Source organism: Nocardia sp. NPDC046763, assembly GCF_040645495.1.
Classification (GTDB): Bacteria; Actinomycetota; Actinomycetes; order Mycobacteriales; family Mycobacteriaceae; genus Nocardia.
Genome location: NZ_JBEYYI010000012.1, coordinates 87,963 through 103,500, shown reverse-complemented (window position 1 = coordinate 103,500; position 15,538 = coordinate 87,963). Strand labels below are relative to the sequence as shown.

11 protein-coding genes and 1 pseudogene are annotated in these 15,538 nt (G+C 70.0%); 10 read left to right on the top strand and 2 right to left on the bottom strand.

All coding sequences use genetic code 11. The features are described 5' to 3' along the window. Positions 1-119: 119 nt before the first annotated feature. From ABZ909_RS20835 to ABZ909_RS20825, 3 genes are all read left to right on the top strand, one after another. Complete coding sequence (locus ABZ909_RS20835; RefSeq protein WP_357002014.1) at positions 120-1,583, top strand: LCP family protein; 1,464 nt, start codon at positions 120-122, stop codon at positions 1,581-1,583. Continuing rightward, positions 1,571-2,287, top strand: coding sequence for a TIGR03089 family protein (locus ABZ909_RS20830; RefSeq protein ID WP_357002012.1), 717 nt, complete (start codon positions 1,571-1,573; stop codon positions 2,285-2,287). The genes ABZ909_RS20835 and ABZ909_RS20830 overlap by 13 nt, the downstream gene beginning before the upstream one ends. Positions 2,288-2,412: 125 nt before the next feature. Next, positions 2,413-3,708 carry a cytochrome P450 gene (locus tag ABZ909_RS20825; protein WP_357002293.1) on the top strand — a complete coding sequence of 432 codons (1,296 nt, stop codon included), beginning with the start codon at positions 2,413-2,415 and terminating at the stop codon, positions 3,706-3,708. Between the two features lie 33 nt (positions 3,709-3,741). On the opposite strand, the gene ABZ909_RS20820 is transcribed toward ABZ909_RS20825, so the two are convergent. Continuing rightward, complete coding sequence (locus ABZ909_RS20820; RefSeq protein ID WP_357002291.1) at positions 3,742-5,277, bottom strand: carboxylesterase/lipase family protein; 1,536 nt, start codon at positions 5,275-5,277, stop codon at positions 3,742-3,744. Positions 5,278-5,349: 72 nt separating this feature from the next. On the opposite strand from ABZ909_RS20820, the gene ABZ909_RS20815 reads away from it, so the two are divergent. The 3 genes and pseudogenes from ABZ909_RS20815 to ABZ909_RS20805 all read left to right on the top strand — a co-directional run. Continuing rightward, positions 5,350-5,634, top strand: a complete 285-nt coding sequence (locus tag ABZ909_RS20815) for a zinc ribbon domain-containing protein (RefSeq protein ID WP_357002010.1) — start codon at positions 5,350-5,352, stop codon at positions 5,632-5,634. Between the two features lie 154 nt (positions 5,635-5,788). Continuing rightward, a complete protein-coding gene (locus ABZ909_RS20810) occupies positions 5,789-6,172 on the top strand; it encodes a hypothetical protein (RefSeq protein ID WP_357002007.1) in 384 nt (127 codons plus the stop codon). Positions 6,173-6,277: 105 nt separating this feature from the next. After that, positions 6,278-7,222, top strand: a pseudogene (locus ABZ909_RS20805) (FAD-dependent monooxygenase); the annotation flags it as partial. Between the two features lie 157 nt (positions 7,223-7,379). Here ABZ909_RS20805 and ABZ909_RS20800 read toward each other — a convergent pair. Then, positions 7,380-7,667, bottom strand: a complete 288-nt coding sequence (locus ABZ909_RS20800; protein WP_357002004.1) for a SelT/SelW/SelH family protein — start codon at positions 7,665-7,667, stop codon at positions 7,380-7,382. Between the two features lie 112 nt (positions 7,668-7,779). On the opposite strand from ABZ909_RS20800, the gene ABZ909_RS20795 reads away from it, so the two are divergent. The 4 genes from ABZ909_RS20795 (at position 7,780) to ABZ909_RS20780 (ending at position 15,467) form a co-directional block, all read left to right on the top strand. After that, positions 7,780-10,704 (top strand): SWIM zinc finger family protein, encoded by a 2,925-nt coding sequence (locus ABZ909_RS20795; protein WP_357002002.1) that lies wholly within the window; start codon positions 7,780-7,782, stop codon positions 10,702-10,704. A gap of 2 nt (positions 10,705-10,706) precedes the next feature. Further along, on the top strand, positions 10,707-11,801 hold the full coding sequence (locus ABZ909_RS20790; RefSeq protein WP_357002289.1) for an AAA family ATPase: 1,095 nt from the start codon (positions 10,707-10,709) through the stop codon (positions 11,799-11,801). Beyond that, positions 11,798-14,140: a DUF5682 family protein gene (locus ABZ909_RS20785; protein ID WP_357001999.1), complete on the top strand. Its 2,343-nt coding sequence runs from the start codon at positions 11,798-11,800 to the stop codon at positions 14,138-14,140. The genes ABZ909_RS20790 and ABZ909_RS20785 overlap by 4 nt, the downstream gene beginning before the upstream one ends. Before the next feature lie 154 nt (positions 14,141-14,294). After that, positions 14,295-15,467: a VWA domain-containing protein gene (locus tag ABZ909_RS20780; protein ID WP_357001996.1), complete on the top strand. Its 1,173-nt coding sequence runs from the start codon at positions 14,295-14,297 to the stop codon at positions 15,465-15,467. The last annotated feature ends 71 nt before the right edge of the window (positions 15,468-15,538 follow it).

Below are 15,538 nucleotides of genomic sequence, written 5' to 3'. Positions count from 1 at the left end.
GGGGGCATTCCCATCGACGTGACCTCGCTCATCGGGGTCCGCTCGGCCGAAGACGCGAAAGGGAGGTCGGGTTGCCGGACCGTACGTGGGCATCCGCGCCGCTACCACCGCGCTCCGGCATGGGAACGCGTGGGCGATGGCTCGGCGGTCCGGGCCGCGTGCTGGCCGCCGTGATCTCGGTGCTGGTGCTGACGGTGACCGGATTGGGCTGGCGCAGCGTGGATCAGCTGGTGTCGGGCATCGAGCGGATCGGCAATCTGGGACTCGGGGGCGACCGGGCCGACGGCGCGACCGACATCCTGGTGGTCGGCATCGACTCCCGCACCGACGCCCACGGAAACCCGCTCACCTCAGGCGAATTGGCCATGCTGCACGCCGGCGACGACGCCGAGGGCGGGCTCAACACCGACACCATCGTGCTCATCCGGGTGCCCAACGACGGCAGCTCGGCGACCGCCATCTCGATCCCCCGCGACTCCTACGTCGATATCCCCGGCCTGGGCATGGGCAAGATCAACTCCGCCTATGGCGTCACCAAGGCGACCACGCAGCAGAAGCTGATCAACAAGGGCACCGATCCCGGCGAGGCCGACCGTCAGTCGACACTGGCCGGGCGGCAGGCGCTGGTCAAGACGGTGGCAAACCTCACCGGCATCACCGTCGACCACTACGCCGAGGTCGGGCTGCTGGGGTTCGTACTGCTCACCGATGCCGTCGGCGGCGTCGAGGTGTGCCTGAAGAATCCGGTGGACGAACCGCTTTCTGGCGCGGATTTCCCCGCCGGGCAGCAGAAGCTCGATGGCGCACAGGCTTTGAGCTTCGTGCGCCAGCGCCACGAGCTGCCGCGCGGCGACCTGGACCGCATCGTGCGCCAGCAGGTGTACATGGCGCAGCTGGTGCACCAGGTGCTCAGCGCCAGGACGCTCACCAGCCCCGGCCGGTTGAAGGAGCTCAGCGATGCCGTCGGCCGCACCATCGTGCTCGACGCCGGCTGGGATGTGATCAGCTTTCTGCACGAGCTGCAGGATCTGTCCGGCGGCCAAGTGAAGTTCGAGACCATCCCGGTCAAGGACCTCAACGGCTGGACCGAGGATGGCGAATCCGTGGTCCGGGTGGATCCGGCGGCGGTGCACCAGTATGTGGCCAGGGCGGTCGGCAACGATGACGCCCGGACCGAGGGCGGGGTGGACCCGTTCACGGTGACCGTCGACGTCTACAACGCCTCGGGCACCGGTGGTCTGGCCGCGCAGGCGGCGCAGGCGCTGGCGGCCAAGGGTTTCCGCACCGGCACGGTGGACAACTGGATCGGCGGCCCGATCCAGAGCAGCCGGGTGCTGGCGTCCTCGGGCGGCGACGCCAAAGCGAGGGCAGTGGCGCAGGCGCTGGGCGGGCTGCCGGTGATGGCGGAATCGGGACTGCCCGAGGGGGCGGTTCGCGTGGTGCTGGCGACTGACTACGCTGGTCCGGGTTCGGCGACCGGCAGCGCCACCTTCGACTTCTCCGGAAGCAGTACGACCGCGACGCCGGTGCCGCCCGCCCCACCCATCGACGCCGGTACGAACGGACCGAAATGCGTGAACTGAACGAGACCCTCACCGAAGCGGTACTCGACCCCATCCTCGCCCGCGATCCTGCGGGCCCGCGCATCACCTACTACGACGACGCCACGGGCGCGCGGATCGAGTTGTCCACGCTGACGCTGGCCAACTGGGCGGCCAAGACCGCCAATATGATTCGCGACGAGTTCGGGCTGTCCTCCGGCGCCCGGGTCGCGGTGCTGCTCCCGGCGCACTGGCAGACCGCGGCCGTACTGCTGGGCTGCTGGTGGGCGGGTGTGGAGGTGGTGCTGCACGCCGATCCCGACGCCGAGCTGGCGCTGGTCACCGCCGACCGCATCGACGAGGCCGACGGGATCGCGGAGGTCGCCGCCCTGTCCCTGGATCCGATGGGCATGCCGGTGCGCGATCTGCCGATCGGCGTCACCGACTACGCCACGTCGGTGCGCGTGCACGGCGACCAGTTTCATCCGCGCGGCATCGGCTGCGCGCTCGACGGCACCTCGGTCTCCGCGGTCCTCGACGAGGCCCGCAAATCCGCTGCCCGCCAAGGCTTCACCGCCGAGGACCGGGTACTGTCGACCGCGGCCTGGGACACCCCGGCCGAACTCGTCGACGGACTCGTCGCGGTGCTGGCCGTAGGCGCCTCGCTGGTCCAGGTCGCCAATCCCGACCCGGCCGCCCAGGAACGCCGCATCACTTCGGAGCGGGTGACCGCCCAGCGCCGCTGAGCACGCCTTTCCCGAGCACGGCCCTCCTACCGCGGTAGGAGGGCCTTTTCCCTCCTCGGGATGTTTCTCGCCCGCGGAGGTTTCCGTACCGTGGAATCATCCGACGACGAGGGAGTCCCGCGATGATGAGTCCGCGATACTGGACCCGATGGCTGGTCGAACACGGTGCCCCGCGGTTGGCGCTGCGACTGCAGGCCCGCCGGGACAACCCGTTCGCGAAACTGATCACCACCTCGGGCGCGCTGCACGACCCGTACCCGCAGATCGAGGAGATTCGCCGCCGCGGGCGCCTGGTGCACAACCCGTACACCTGGGCCACCGCCGACTACGAGCTGACCCGGGCCATCCTGCGTGACAACCGCTTCGGCGCGTTCGGGCCCGATGGCGTGGATATGCCGGCATGGCTGCGCGACCGGCTGAAGCGGGCGCAGACCCCGCCCAATCCGGTCGAACCGCCGTCGATGCTGATGATCGATCCGCCGGATCACACCCGCATCCGCAAGTCGGTGTCGGCGGCGTTCACCCCGCGCGCCATCGGCCGGCTGCGCGACCGGGTGGAGTCGGTGACCGCCGAGCTGCTCGACGCGCTGCCGCCGAACGGCTCCGCCGACCTCATCGCGGCCTTCGCCCAGCAGGTGCCGATCGCGATCATCACCGAGATGCTGGGCTTCCCGCACGCCTCCCGCGACGAGTTCCTCAGCTGGGGTGACGCGGCCAGCCCGCTGCTGGACATCGGCATCTCCTGGCGGTCCTGGCGCGATGCCTACACGGCCATGGGTGTCATGGACAGCTATCTGAACGACCACCTGGCCGAGCTGCGGCGCGCACCCGGCGAGGACATCCTCTCCAGCCTGGTGACGGCCGGGGAACTGAACGAGCGCGAGCTCAAGGCGACCGCGAGCCTGCTGATGGGCGCGGGGTTCGAGACCACCGTCAACCTGATCGGCAACGGCATCGTCCAATTGCTGTCGCATCCCGAGCAATTGGCCATGCTGCGCGCGGACCCGGACCTGTGGCCGCAGGCGGTGGACGAGATCCTGCGCTTCGACCCGCCGGTCACCATGACCGCCCGAATCGCCCTGTGCGACGCAGAGGTCTGTGATTTCCGGCTCGCGGCGGGCACGGTGCTCGTGATGTCGCTGGCGGGCGCGAACCGGGATCCGAACAAGTTCGAGAACCCCAACCGCTTCGACATCACCCGCGCCGACGCCCGCGAGCACCTGACCTTCTCCAGCGGCATCCACACCTGCCTGGGCGCGAGCCTGGCCCGGATGGAGGGCGTGTACGCGCTGCGCGCGCTGTTCGACAACTTCCCCGATCTCACCCTGGCGGGCACGCCCGAACGCCGCCGGCTCTACACCCTGCACGGCTACGCGCACATGCCCGCCCGGCTGGGCCGGCGCGCCACCGCCACCGTGTGACCGATTACGGCCCACCGTGGGATCGGTTGTGGCTCAGTAGAACCCGACCACGTCGTCGCCCCATACGGTATTGCGATCGCGGTCGGGATCGTCGATGACGCGGTCCACATTGTCGATGACCAGGGTGGTGCGGGTCGCGGCACTGTAGGGCGGCCAGTGCTTGGAGCCGTCGATGGCGGCGGGCACGCCGTATTCGGCGAAGGCCAGCCAGCGGCGCATCATGCGGCCCGAGACCTCCTGTGCCGCTTTGCGTCCGCCCAGCCAGAAGGTGGGGTCGTAGTCGAAGGAGCCGAAATTGCCGAAGACATAGGGCAATTCGGTGGCGTGGCCGGCGCCGACCCGAGCGGCCTTGAGCATCGGGGTGGCGTGGTCGAAGCGGTACATCCAGGTCGGCGAGTGCGCCGAATGCGCGTCGGCCACCCAGTGCGAGGGCATGCGGAAGGCGGCGTCGGTGGACATGGTGAGCGCGCCGCGCGGGGTGCTGGACTCGTAGGCGGAGGCGATCTCCGCCAGCCGTTCCGCCGACAGGCCGGGGTGTTCGGCGGCCACCCCGCGCAGCATGGCGTTCACCGCATCCGGGGTGACCGGCATGATGGGCGAGCGGAACAGCCGGAACAGCGAGGCCTCGTCCTTGTTGGTGCCGATGATCAGCGGCACCCGGTGGGAACGGCCCTGCTGGAAGCGCTCGCTCGGGTAGGCGGGCAGCAGGTTGCCGTCGACCACGGGCGCGGCGGCCAGCCGGCCGGGTTCGCGCAGCGGCACCTCGTCGAGCAGGGCGCCGGCCGCGGTCACGATGCGTTCGATGGGCATGGTGAGCAGCTCGGCCGAATGGTCGGGGGTCAGCTCCAGCAGTTCCAGATAACGCTTGGTCACCACGGCGGCGCGCTCGGGCCCGAAAACCGTGGTGGCAGGCGGGGATTGGGCGATGGCACGGTGGAACAGGCCCGCCGACAGCGGTGAGGTGAGCAGCGCGGTGACACAGCCCGCGCCGGAGGATTCGCCGAAGATGGTGACATTGCCCGGATCGCCGCCGAAGGCAGCGGCATTGTCGCGCACCCACTGCAGGGCGGCGATCTGGTCGTGCAAGCCCAGATTCGGGACGAATTCGTCGCCGAGCGAGGACAGGTCGAGGAAGCCCAGCGCGCCGAGCCGGTAGTTGACGGCGACCACGATCACGTCGCCGGTCTCGGCCAGCCGCCGCCCGTCGTAGATGGCCTGGGCGGCGGTGCCCAGGCAGAAGGCGCCTCCGTGCAGCCACACCATGACCGGGCGGAGTTCGTCCGCGTCGGCGGCCGGGGCCCAGACATTGAGCCAGAGGCAGTTCTCACCCATGCGCAGGTTGGCGTCGACGGGTACGAACCCCGGGGTCTGCGGCGCCACGTCACCGAAGCGCACGCATTCGCGGACGCCGGTCCAGGATTGCGTGGGCTGCGGCAATCGGAAGCGATTGGGCCCGGCCGTGCTGGCCCCGTAGGGAATGCCGCGCCACAGCGCCACCGCACCGTCCAGCACACCGGACACCTCGCCGTTCGCGGTCCGCGCAACCGGCGCGCGATCACGTTCCGACAGCGTGTCGAAGAATCGAGTGCTCACACCACACCTCCTCGTACTCCGTAAATCGAGGGTACTGGGTGGTCCCGGGTGCAACTCGGGATCGACGTCAGCGCACCGCCGGTGCGCCCGGGTGTCGTCTACGCTGGGCGGGTGCCGAGCTACGCGTATCGATGCCGCAGCTGCGGCGACACCTTCGAGCTGACCCGTCCCATGGCCGAGGCGTCCGCCCCGGCGACCTGCCCGGTGGGCCATGACGACACCGTCAAACTCCTGACCACCTTCGGGACCGTGACACGTGGCGGCGCCTCGCCCGCGCCCGCGCCGGCACCGTCGAGTGGTGGCGGCTGCTGTGGTGGCGGCTGCTGTAGCTGATCCGGCCTCTGCCGCGGAGTACGCGGGCATCCTCGGATTGGGCAACGGCGGGAATGCGGCGGGCATTATATATGGGCCAAGGCGGCGTCTTCTAGAGTTCAGCGAAACCGCGTAGACTTCCAGCAGGTCGGGACAGCATTTCTGGAGCCCTATCATGACCGAGAGAAAGAGTTCACGCACAAGGTTCGCACGATTGGCGGCCGCCGCCGGCATAGCCGCAATTGCCGCGATTCCGTTCGCCGCAGCCGCGGCAAAAACGCCTCCCGCGCAAGCAACGACGCCCACGTCTGCCACCCAACTCGTCGACAACCCTGGTTGGGGTGGCGGCCACGGTTGGGGTGGCGGTGGCGGTTGGGGTGGCGGTGGCGGCTGGGGTGGCGGCCACGGTTGGGGAAACGGGCCCGGCTGGGGTGGCGGCCACGGCTGGGGTTGGGGAAACGGCTGGGGTTGGGGAAACGGCTGGGGAAACGGCAACGGCTGGGGATGGAATCCCGGCTGGTGGAACCTGCCCGGCTGGGGTGGCTGGGGCAGCTTCTAGCGCCCGTGATCGAGCCCGGACACGCACAGCGTGCCGGGCTCGGCCGCATCGAATACCACTCATGTGGAGCCAGATTCGACCAACTGGGCTGGAGCTGGTAACGAGATGAAGATCGTGTGTGTCGGTGGCGGGCCGGCCGGGTTGTACTTCGCTATTTCGATGAAGCGGCGCGACCCGGCCCATGACATCACGGTGATCGACCGCGATCCTCCCGGGTCCACTTATGGCTGGGGCGTCGTGTATTGGGACGACCTGCTCGACATTCTGTACCGGAATGACCCCGACAGCGCCCAGGCGGTGCGCGCCGGGTCGGTCCTATGGCGTGAACAGGCAATCCACTTGCGCGACAACCAGACCGCACATTTCGGGGGCTACGGGTTCAGCATGGGGCGCGGGGCATTGCTCGACGCACTTTCACGACGGGCGAGCGACCTCGGCGTCGATGTCCAGCACGGGCGAGAGGTCCACGATCTGTCCGGCTTCGACGACATCGATCTCATCGTCGCCTCCGACGGCGCGAACAGCCGGGTACGGCAGCTGGGTGATCACCGTTTCGGCACGTCGGTCAGACTCGGCGAGAATCGATATATCTGGCTCGGTACGGACAAAGTCTTCACCCGATTCACCTTCGCCTTCGAACACACCTCGGCCGGTTGGATCTGGTTCCATGCCTACCCGTCGATTGCCGACAGAATCAGCACCTGCATCGTCGAGTGCCAACCGCAGACTTGGCATGAACTGGGATTCGATTCCCTGGACAACCTGGAGAACCTGCGTGTTCTGGAGAACATATTCTCGCGCCCGCTCGACGGTCACTCGTTGATCAGCAAGACGCGCGGCGAGTTCGCGAGGTGGAGCCGCTTTCCCGAGGTAACCAACACGACCTGGTATCACGACAACGTGGTGTTGCTCGGCGATGCAGCGCACACGACGCACTTCACCATCGGCTCGGGCACCCGGCTGGCAATCGTCGACGCTGTCGTGCTCGCACAGAACCTGTACGAGCACGCCGAGGTCGCCGACGCGCTGGAGAACTACGATGCGCAGCGGCGCGCTGCGCTGCGCCCGATACAGGCCGCCGCCCGTACCAGCATGGTCTGGTTCGAACACGCCGACCGGTATCTCGACAGCGGTGCCGTGCAGTTCGCCTATGCGATGTCGGTTCGGCACGGGCTGCAAATGCCGTGGCGGTATCAGCTACACCTGCTCACACAGGTACCCACGGTGCGCAAGATCCGGCGTGCCATCGACTCCGGACAGCGGTGGCGGCGGGCGGCCCGACGGGGGGAACTCGCGATGGGACTGCCCTCGCCACGACGCCCACCCGAACCGATCCCGACCGATCGACGGTAATGCGGAAGACGCCGCCCTCGCCGGGGATGAGGGCGACCTCGGACAGATCGGTGGCGAAGGTGGTGAGCAACTCCTGAGCCATCCAGCTCGCGCGGAGCAGCCAGCGGCACTGCGTGCAGTATTCGATCGCGACGCGGGGCATGTCCGAGACCCTACCGGGCGGGCCCCGCGCGGCCGTTGGAGCGGGCCCGCTCATGGCCCGGATCTGTCGGTGCCCTCGGATACAACTTTGCTCAACCGAGGAAGGGGGATGGATGACCACCGCTTGGACCGCCGATCACGTCGGCTCACTCGCGCCGGACGCCGCATCGCTGACCGCCGCGCGCAAGCTGCGTGGCAAGTGGAGCGGAACCGGCATTCACGACACCGCGCTGTGGGGGCTGTGCCAGGGCAGCGGCAGCCGACCGTATCAGACCATCGTGGATCTGTCGGGGCCCGCGTACAAATGCACCTGCCCGAGTCGCAAGTTTCCATGCAAACACGCACTGTCCCTACTGTTGTCGTGGAGTGCGGGTGACGTGCCCGCCGCGGACACCGTGGCCGATTTCGCCGCCGACTGGCTGGGTGGCCGGGCCGCCCGCGCCGCCGGGCAGGCCGCGCCCGAGGCCAAACCCGCCCGCGGCGCCGGGGCCACCGCCGATCAGCGCCGCGCCCGGGTCACCGCGGGTCTGGCCGATCTGGACATCTGGCTCATCGACCAGGTGCGCACCGGCCTCGCGCAGTCGGACCGGTCGATCCGGGCCTTCGAGACGGTGGCGGCCCGTATGGTCGATGCGCAGGCTCCCGGAATCGCCGCGACCCTGCGCCAGTTACCGCTCGCCACCACCCATTCCGAATGGCCTCGGCTACTGCTGCGCGAATACGCCCGCCTGCACCTGCTGACCACCGCGCACGCCCGTCTCGACACCCTCTCCCCCGGCCTGCGCGCCAGCGTGCGCACCCACATCGGGTACCCCACGCCGGCCGACACGGTCCGTACCGAACCCGCGGTCCGCGACCGCTGGCTGGTCCTGGGCATCCGAACCACCACCGAGGACGGCCTCTACACCCGCCGAGTCTGGTTGCGCGGCCGCACATCCGGCCGCTGGGCCCTGCTCGTCGACCACCACTACGGCAGCCCCGCCTTCCCGAACGACACCCCGGCCCCCGGCTTCCAGGTGGACGCGAACCTCCACTTCTACCCGAGCGCCACACCCCTGCGCGCCCTCTGGGGCGACCGCCACGAAGACATCCCCGAACCCTTCACCACCATCCCGCTGCACACGGCCGGTTCCCCGGACGACGACGTCGCAGGCGTCCGAGGCGAAGGCAACAACCAGAACGGCACCATTGCCGCTGCTCTCGCCGAGCAGGCGCGGGCGTTGGGGGCCGATCCGTTTCTGCGGTCGTGGCCGGTGTTGCTGGCCGAGGTCGTGCCTGTTCGGGGTGAAAAGGGCTGGTACATCCTGGAATCCGGTGGCGATGCACTGCCGGTGTCGACCGCCGAGGGTGAGCCGTGGCGACTGCTCGGGCTCTCCGGTGGGCATCCGGTCACGGTGATCGGCGAGTGGACGGTGGACGGGTTGGTGCCGGTGGCGGCGCTCGCCGCCGGGGCCATGGTGGATGTCGGTGTGGTGCAGGGGAATCCGATGCCGATACGGGGTGGCGTCGAGGATGCCGGGAGTGCCGAGCTGGTTTCGGCGGCGCTCGTCGGTACGGCGCGACGTCAGGCCGACCTGTCGGGATTGGCGTCGCCGGTCGCCGCCGCGACGACCGCGTTGACCGGGGATCGGGCCGCGGTATTACTGGAATCGATTGCGCTGCAGGACTGTTTCGCACGCGGCGGCGTATCGGCCACCTCGGCGGAGCGCAGCGAGGTCGCGGCCGATGACGACCGGCGGTTGCTGCCGGTCGCGGCGGGTGCGCGGCTGACCCACATGCTGGCCGACAATTCGCCGTTCCTCGACGAGTGGTTCGCGCTGGCCGGGCCGCGGGACTTCCGCGCTCCGGACGGAATGGTCAGCGGCCTGCTGGATCGGGCCAAGGCGCTGGCGTCGCATCGGGAACCGCTGCTGCGGCTGGCGGGTGCGCGGGGTCGCTGGCTGGCCGCGCAGCATCCCGGCTGGAAGTCGCTGGTGCGGGCCGCCGCCGAGGACGAGAGCGTGTGGTCGCACGGCCGGGCGGCGGAGCGGCGCAGCTGGCTGTCGCAGCTGCGGCAGCGGGATGCGGCGGCCGCGCGGGCGGCGCTCGCGGGATCCTGGGGCACCGAGTCCGGGCCGGGCAAGGCGGAACTGCTGGCGGTGCTCGCGGACGGGCTCTCGCTCGACGACGAGGCGCTGCTGGAGACCGCCCTCGACGACCGGCGCGCGGAGGTGCGCCGGCTGGCCGCGGATCTGCTGGGGCGGCTGCCGGATTCGGCCTTCGCGCGGCGGATGGCCGACCGGGCCGCGGCCTGGCTGAGTTTCGGTTCCCGGCCGGTGCGCCCGCAGGTGGTCACCACCGGCCCGGGCGTCCTCGACGAGGCGGCCCGGCGCGACGGTGTCGGAGATTCCTTCGGCTACACCGCCTATCGCGCCGACGGCGCCCCCGATCTGTCCACCGAATGGCTGCACCGGGTGGTGGCCGCCACGCCGCTGCGGCACTGGGAGCGGCTGCTCGGCCCGGCCGAGGAGGCGGTGCGGGTGCCCATGGCCGAGGGCATGCGCGGCCCCATGATCGCGGGATGGTCGGATGCCGCACTGGCACAAAGGAATCCGGAGTGGGCGCGGGCGCTGTTCGGGGCCGTCTCCGGTGCGGATGCCCGCGACTCCGACACCGACAAGCTGCGCGAGCTGTTCGCGCTCCAGCCGGAGGCCGATCAGGTGCGCTACCTGCGTGGCCTGGATTCCAGCTGGCTGGCCGAGATCGAATCCATGCTGCGCGCCATGCCGCATCCGTGGCCCGGCCCGATGGCCGAGCACGTGCTGCGGCTGCTCACCGAGCGCGCCCAGCTGTGCGCCGACCGGCCGGGTGCGCCCAGCCTGGTGCCCGGCTCCTATCGGACGCTGTTCCGCGCGGCGTCCACTCACTTCCCGGTGGCGGTGGCGGGCATGGTGTCCGGTATCGCCCGCCGCTGCGCGGATCCGTACTGGGAGCAGGCCTTCGACCAGCTCGCCCACGACCTCATCGACCGCAAGACAATGCTCGAGGAGCTGCAGTGACCATGACTCAGGAACGGGACGCCCTGCTGCGCCCGCACGCCGAACAGGCCTTCGCCGACGAACTGAAGGCCCTGGCCGCCACCGACGATCGCCCGCGTCCGCCCTCCTGGAAGCTGTCGCCGTGGGCGGTGGTCACCTACCTGCTGGGCGGCACGCTGGCCGACGGCACCGTGATCACCCCCAAGTACGTGGGCCCGCGCCGGCTCATGGAGGTCGCGGTCGCCACCCTCGCCACCGATCGCGCCCTGCTGCTCATCGGCGTGCCCGGCACCGCGAAAACGTGGGTGTCGGAACACCTTTCGGCCGCCGTCGCGGGGCATTCCACGCTGCTGGTGCAGGGCACCTCCGGCACCGCCGAGGAGGCCATCCGCTACGGCTGGAACTACGCCCGGCTGCTGGCCGAGGGTCCGAGCGAAGCCGCGCTGGTGCCCTCGCCCATCATGACCGCCATGCGCGCCGGCTCCATCGCGCGGCTCGAGGAGCTCACCCGCATCCCCTCGGACGTGCAGGACGCGCTGATCACGGTGCTGTCGGAGAAGACGCTGCCGGTACCGGAACTGGGCATGGAGGTGCAGGCGGCCAAGGGCTTCAATGTGATCGCCACCGCCAATGACCGCGACCGCGGCGTCAACGAACTCTCCTCCGCGCTGCGCCGCCGGTTCAATACCGTGGTGCTGCCGCTGCCGGCCGGCGAGGACGAGGAGGTCTCCATCGTGACCCGCCGCGTCGAACAGCTCGGCGCCGCACTGGAATTGCCCGCCGTCCCCGCGGCGGCCGAGGAGATCCGGCGGGTGGTGCGGGTCTTCCGCGAACTGCGCTCGGGCATGACCGAGGACGGGCGCACCAAACTCAAGTCGCCGACGGGCACGCTGTCGACGGCCGAGGCGATCTCGGTGATCACCAATGGCATAGCGCTGGCCGCGCACTTCGGCGACGGCGTGCTGCGGCCCGCCGATATCGCGGGCGCAGTGCTGGGCGCGGTGGTCAAGGATCCGGTCGCCGATCAGGTGGTGTGGACGGAGTATCTGGAGGCCGTGGTGCGCCAGCGCCCCGACTGGGCCGACTTCTACCGGGCCTGCCGCGAGGTGCACCAATGACGACCGCCATCGCGGTGTCGACCGAGGCCGGAGTATCGACCGAGACGCGGGTGTTCGGCATCCGCCACCACGGGCCGGGTTCGGCGCGCTCGCTGGCACTGGCGCTGGCACGGTTCCGACCGGACGCCATCCTCATCGAGGGGCCGTCCGACGCCGATCCGCTCATCGGTTACCTTGCGGCCGAGGGGATGTCGCCGCCGGTGGCGCTGCTCGCCTATCAGCCCGACAGCCCGGCCGAGGCCGCGTTCTGGCCCTTCGCGACCTTCTCGCCGGAGTGGGTGGCGCTGCGGTACGCGGTGGACAACGGTGTGGCCGTGGGCTTCTGCGATCTGCCCGCGACTGTCGCGCTCGCGGTGGCGGACGAGCCCGGCGACCGGACCGATCCGCTGGCCGTCCTGGCGGCCGCCGCCGGGTACGACGACGCCGAACGCTGGTGGGACGCCATCGTCGAATCCGCCTCGGACGCCGACATCTTCGCTGCCGTCAACGAGGCCATGGGCGCCCTGCGGGAGCACGCCGACCATCTGGACGGTGCGCCCGCCGACCGGGAATCCGATTCCGCTGTCCCGGTCGAGGATTCCGGGACAGCGGAGGAGGGCGAACCGCTCCCGGAGGACGAGCCGGTATCGATCGAATCGGTGCGGATCACGGTGGACGCGCACACGTTGCGGCGTGAGGCGCACATGCGGCAGATCATGCGAAAGGCCTTGAAGGACGGCGCACAGCGGCTGGCCGTGGTGTGCGGCGCATGGCACGCGCCGGCCCTGGAGGGCAAACTGGGCCCGGCGGCGGCCGATGCCCGGGTCCTCAAGGGCATGCCGAAGAGCAAGGCCACGCTGACCTGGGTGCCGTGGACGCATTCGCGGCTGGCGAGCTCGTCCGGCTACGGCGCGGGCATCACCTCACCGGGCTGGTACCACCACCTGTTCACCGAGACCGAGCAGCCCATCGCCCGGTGGCTGACCAAGGTGGCGGGCACGCTGCGGGCCCACGATCTGCCGGTGTCCAGCGCGCACATCATCGAATCCGTCCGACTGGCCGACACTCTCGCGATCCTGCGGGGGCGACCGCTGGCCGGGCTGTCGGAGGTCACCGAGGCCACCCGATCGGTGCTGTGCGACGGCGACGAGACGCTGTTGCGGCTGGTCAGCACCGAACTGGTGGTGGGCGAGGCGCTGGGGACGGTCCCGGACGGGACGCCGACGGTGCCGCTGGAGGCGGATCTGCGGGCCCAGATCAGGACGCTGCGGCTGAAGCAGCAGGCCCTGGAACGCACGGTGGATCTGGATCTGCGCACCGATGGCGGGCTGGCGAGATCGCGCCTGCTGCACCGGCTTCGGCTGCTGGGCATCGGGTGGGGCAAGCTGACCGACAGCCAGGTGCGCAATACCGGCACCTTCCGGGAGACATGGACGCTGCGGTGGCGGCCCGAGCTGGCGATCTCGATCGTCGAGGCGTCGCGCTGGGGTACCACGCTGCAGTCGGCGGCCGAGGCGAAAATCCTTGATACGGCGCAGGATCCGGACACGACGGTCGGGCGGGTGGCGTCCGCGCTGGAGGAGGCGCTGCTGGCCGATCTCGGCGGGGCCACCGATGGGCTCATCGCGAGGCTGGAATCGGTTGCGGCGCTGGATCACGACGTCACCCATCTGATGTCCGCGCTGCCCGGATTGCTGCGGATCGTGCGCTACGGCGATGTGCGCGGCACGGACAGCGCGGCGCTGACCCGGGTGGCGGACAGTCTGCTGGTTCGCAGTTGCGCGGGTCTGCCGGGCGCGGTGACCGGGCTGGATGCCGACGCGTCCGCCGCGCTGCGGACTCAGATCGATGCGGTGCATCTGGCGCTGTCGGCTCGCGACAACGAATGGGCCACCGGGACTTGGCTGTCCACGCTGGAGACCCTCGCCGACCGCGATGACGTCAACGGCGGGATCGTCGGGCGCGCGGTCCGCCTGCTCTGCGATGCCGAGCGCATCGACGGCGCGGAATCCGGACGCCGACTATCCGCAGCGCTGTCGGTCGGGCGCACCGCTCCCGACAAGGCGGCCTGGATCGACGGCTTCCTGGGCGGACGCGGGCTGCTCCTGGTCCACGACCGAAACCTGTTGTCGCTCATCGACGATTGGCTGTGCGGGCTCGACGAGGCGCAATTCGTCGCTACCCTGCCTCTGCTGCGCCGGACCTTCGGAGCGTTCGAATCCGGCGAGCGGCAGGCCATCGGCCAGGCCGTACGACACGGCGCGCCAACGGCTTCGGCCAGCGGCGGCACCGACTACGACACCGGTCGCGGCGAGCTCGCCATGCGCGGGGCGGCCGAGATCCTCGGAGTGGCGGGATGACTGCACATCGAAACCGGGGCGTTGCCGAAGGTTCCCACCCCGACCGGAAGCGCGGTCCGGGCACGGGCGCCGCTCACGAGGGCGAATCGCCTGGGACGCGATGGTCTTCGCGGCGGGCACATCGATACGAGTTGAACAGTTCGAGGGGATTGTCATGAACGAGATCGACGAGGCGCAGGGGCGGCGATGGCGGCTGGTGCTCGGCAGCGCCGGTGAGGCCGGGCTCGGGGGCGGCGGGCTGGGCAATGCCGACGATCAGGCGATGGATCGGGCGCTGGGGGCGCTCTACGATTCCGGCGGGCAAGGCGGGAGCGGGCGGCGCTCGGGCGGGCTCGGAGGTTCCGCGCCGCAGGTGTCGCGGTGGCTGGGCGATATCCGCCGGTACTTCCCGTCGACGGTGGTGGAGGTGATGCAGCGGGACGCGGTGGATCGGCTCAACCTCACCGAATTGCTGCTCGAGCCCGAGCTTTTGGAGGCGGTCGAGCCGGATGTGCATCTGGTGGGGACGCTGCTGAGCCTGAACCGGGTGATGCCGGAGACCACCAAGGCCACCGCCCGCATGGTGGTGGAGAAGGTGGTGAAGGAGATCGAGCGGCGGATCGCGGCGGCGACCGTGGCCGCCGTGGGCGGGGCGCTGAACCGGGCGGCGCGCGTGTCGCGGCCGAAGCTGCGGGATATCGACTGGGACCGGACCATTCGCAAGAACCTGGCGAACTATCTGCCCGAGCATCGGACCGTGGTGCCCGAACGGCTGGTCGGGTACGGGCGCAAGGCGCAGGCGGTCAAGCGGGATGTGGTGCTGGCCATCGACCAGTCGGGATCCATGGCGTCGAGCGTGGTGTACGCCTCGGTGTTCGGCGCGGTGCTGGCGTCCATGCGGTCGCTACGCACCTCGCTGGTGGTCTTCGATACCGCCGTCGTGGATCTCACCGAGAAGCTGGCGGATCCGGTGGAGGTGCTGTTCGGCACGCAGCTCGGCGGCGGCACCGATATCAATCGCGCCATCGCCTACTCGCAATCGCTCATCACCCGGCCGGCCGACACTCTGTTCGTGCTGATCTCCGACCTGTACGAGGGCGGTGTCCGCGCGGAGATGCTGCGGCGCATTCGTGCCATGAAGGAGGCCGGGGTGCAGGTGGTGGTGCTGCTGGCGCTCTCCGACGAGGGCGCTCCGGCCTACGACCGTGACAATGCGGCAGCGCTCACCGCCCTGGGTGTGCCCGCTTTCGCCTGCACTCCGGACCGCTTCCCCGACCTGCTCGCGGTGGCCCTGGATCGCGGTGATGTTGGGGCGTGGGCACACAAGGCTCTGCACTGCCAGACATAATGGGCACGCACCACGTGGTGACCCAGCCATGAGATGCACTGGATGATGGAAAGCCCAAGAAGATTCGGAGG

Bases quoted from the DNA above. Each gene is read 5' to 3' on its own strand.
- ABZ909_RS20835 (WP_357002014.1), top strand. From the start codon at position 120: ATGGGAACGCGTGGGCGATGGCTCGGCGGTCCGGGCCGCGTGCTGGCC.
- ABZ909_RS20830 (WP_357002012.1), top strand. From the start codon at position 1,571: ATGCGTGAACTGAACGAGACCCTCACCGAAGCGGTACTCGACCCCATC.
- ABZ909_RS20825 (WP_357002293.1), top strand. From the start codon at position 2,413: ATGAGTCCGCGATACTGGACCCGATGGCTGGTCGAACACGGTGCCCCG.
- ABZ909_RS20810 (WP_357002007.1), top strand. From the start codon at position 5,789: ATGACCGAGAGAAAGAGTTCACGCACAAGGTTCGCACGATTGGCGGCC.
- ABZ909_RS20800 (WP_357002004.1), bottom strand. From the start codon at position 7,667: ATGCCCCGCGTCGCGATCGAATACTGCACGCAGTGCCGCTGGCTGCTC.
- ABZ909_RS20795 (WP_357002002.1), top strand. From the start codon at position 7,780: ATGACCACCGCTTGGACCGCCGATCACGTCGGCTCACTCGCGCCGGAC.
- ABZ909_RS20790 (WP_357002289.1), top strand. From the start codon at position 10,707: ATGACTCAGGAACGGGACGCCCTGCTGCGCCCGCACGCCGAACAGGCC.
- ABZ909_RS20785 (WP_357001999.1), top strand. From the start codon at position 11,798: ATGACGACCGCCATCGCGGTGTCGACCGAGGCCGGAGTATCGACCGAG.
- ABZ909_RS20780 (WP_357001996.1), top strand. From the start codon at position 14,295: ATGAACGAGATCGACGAGGCGCAGGGGCGGCGATGGCGGCTGGTGCTC.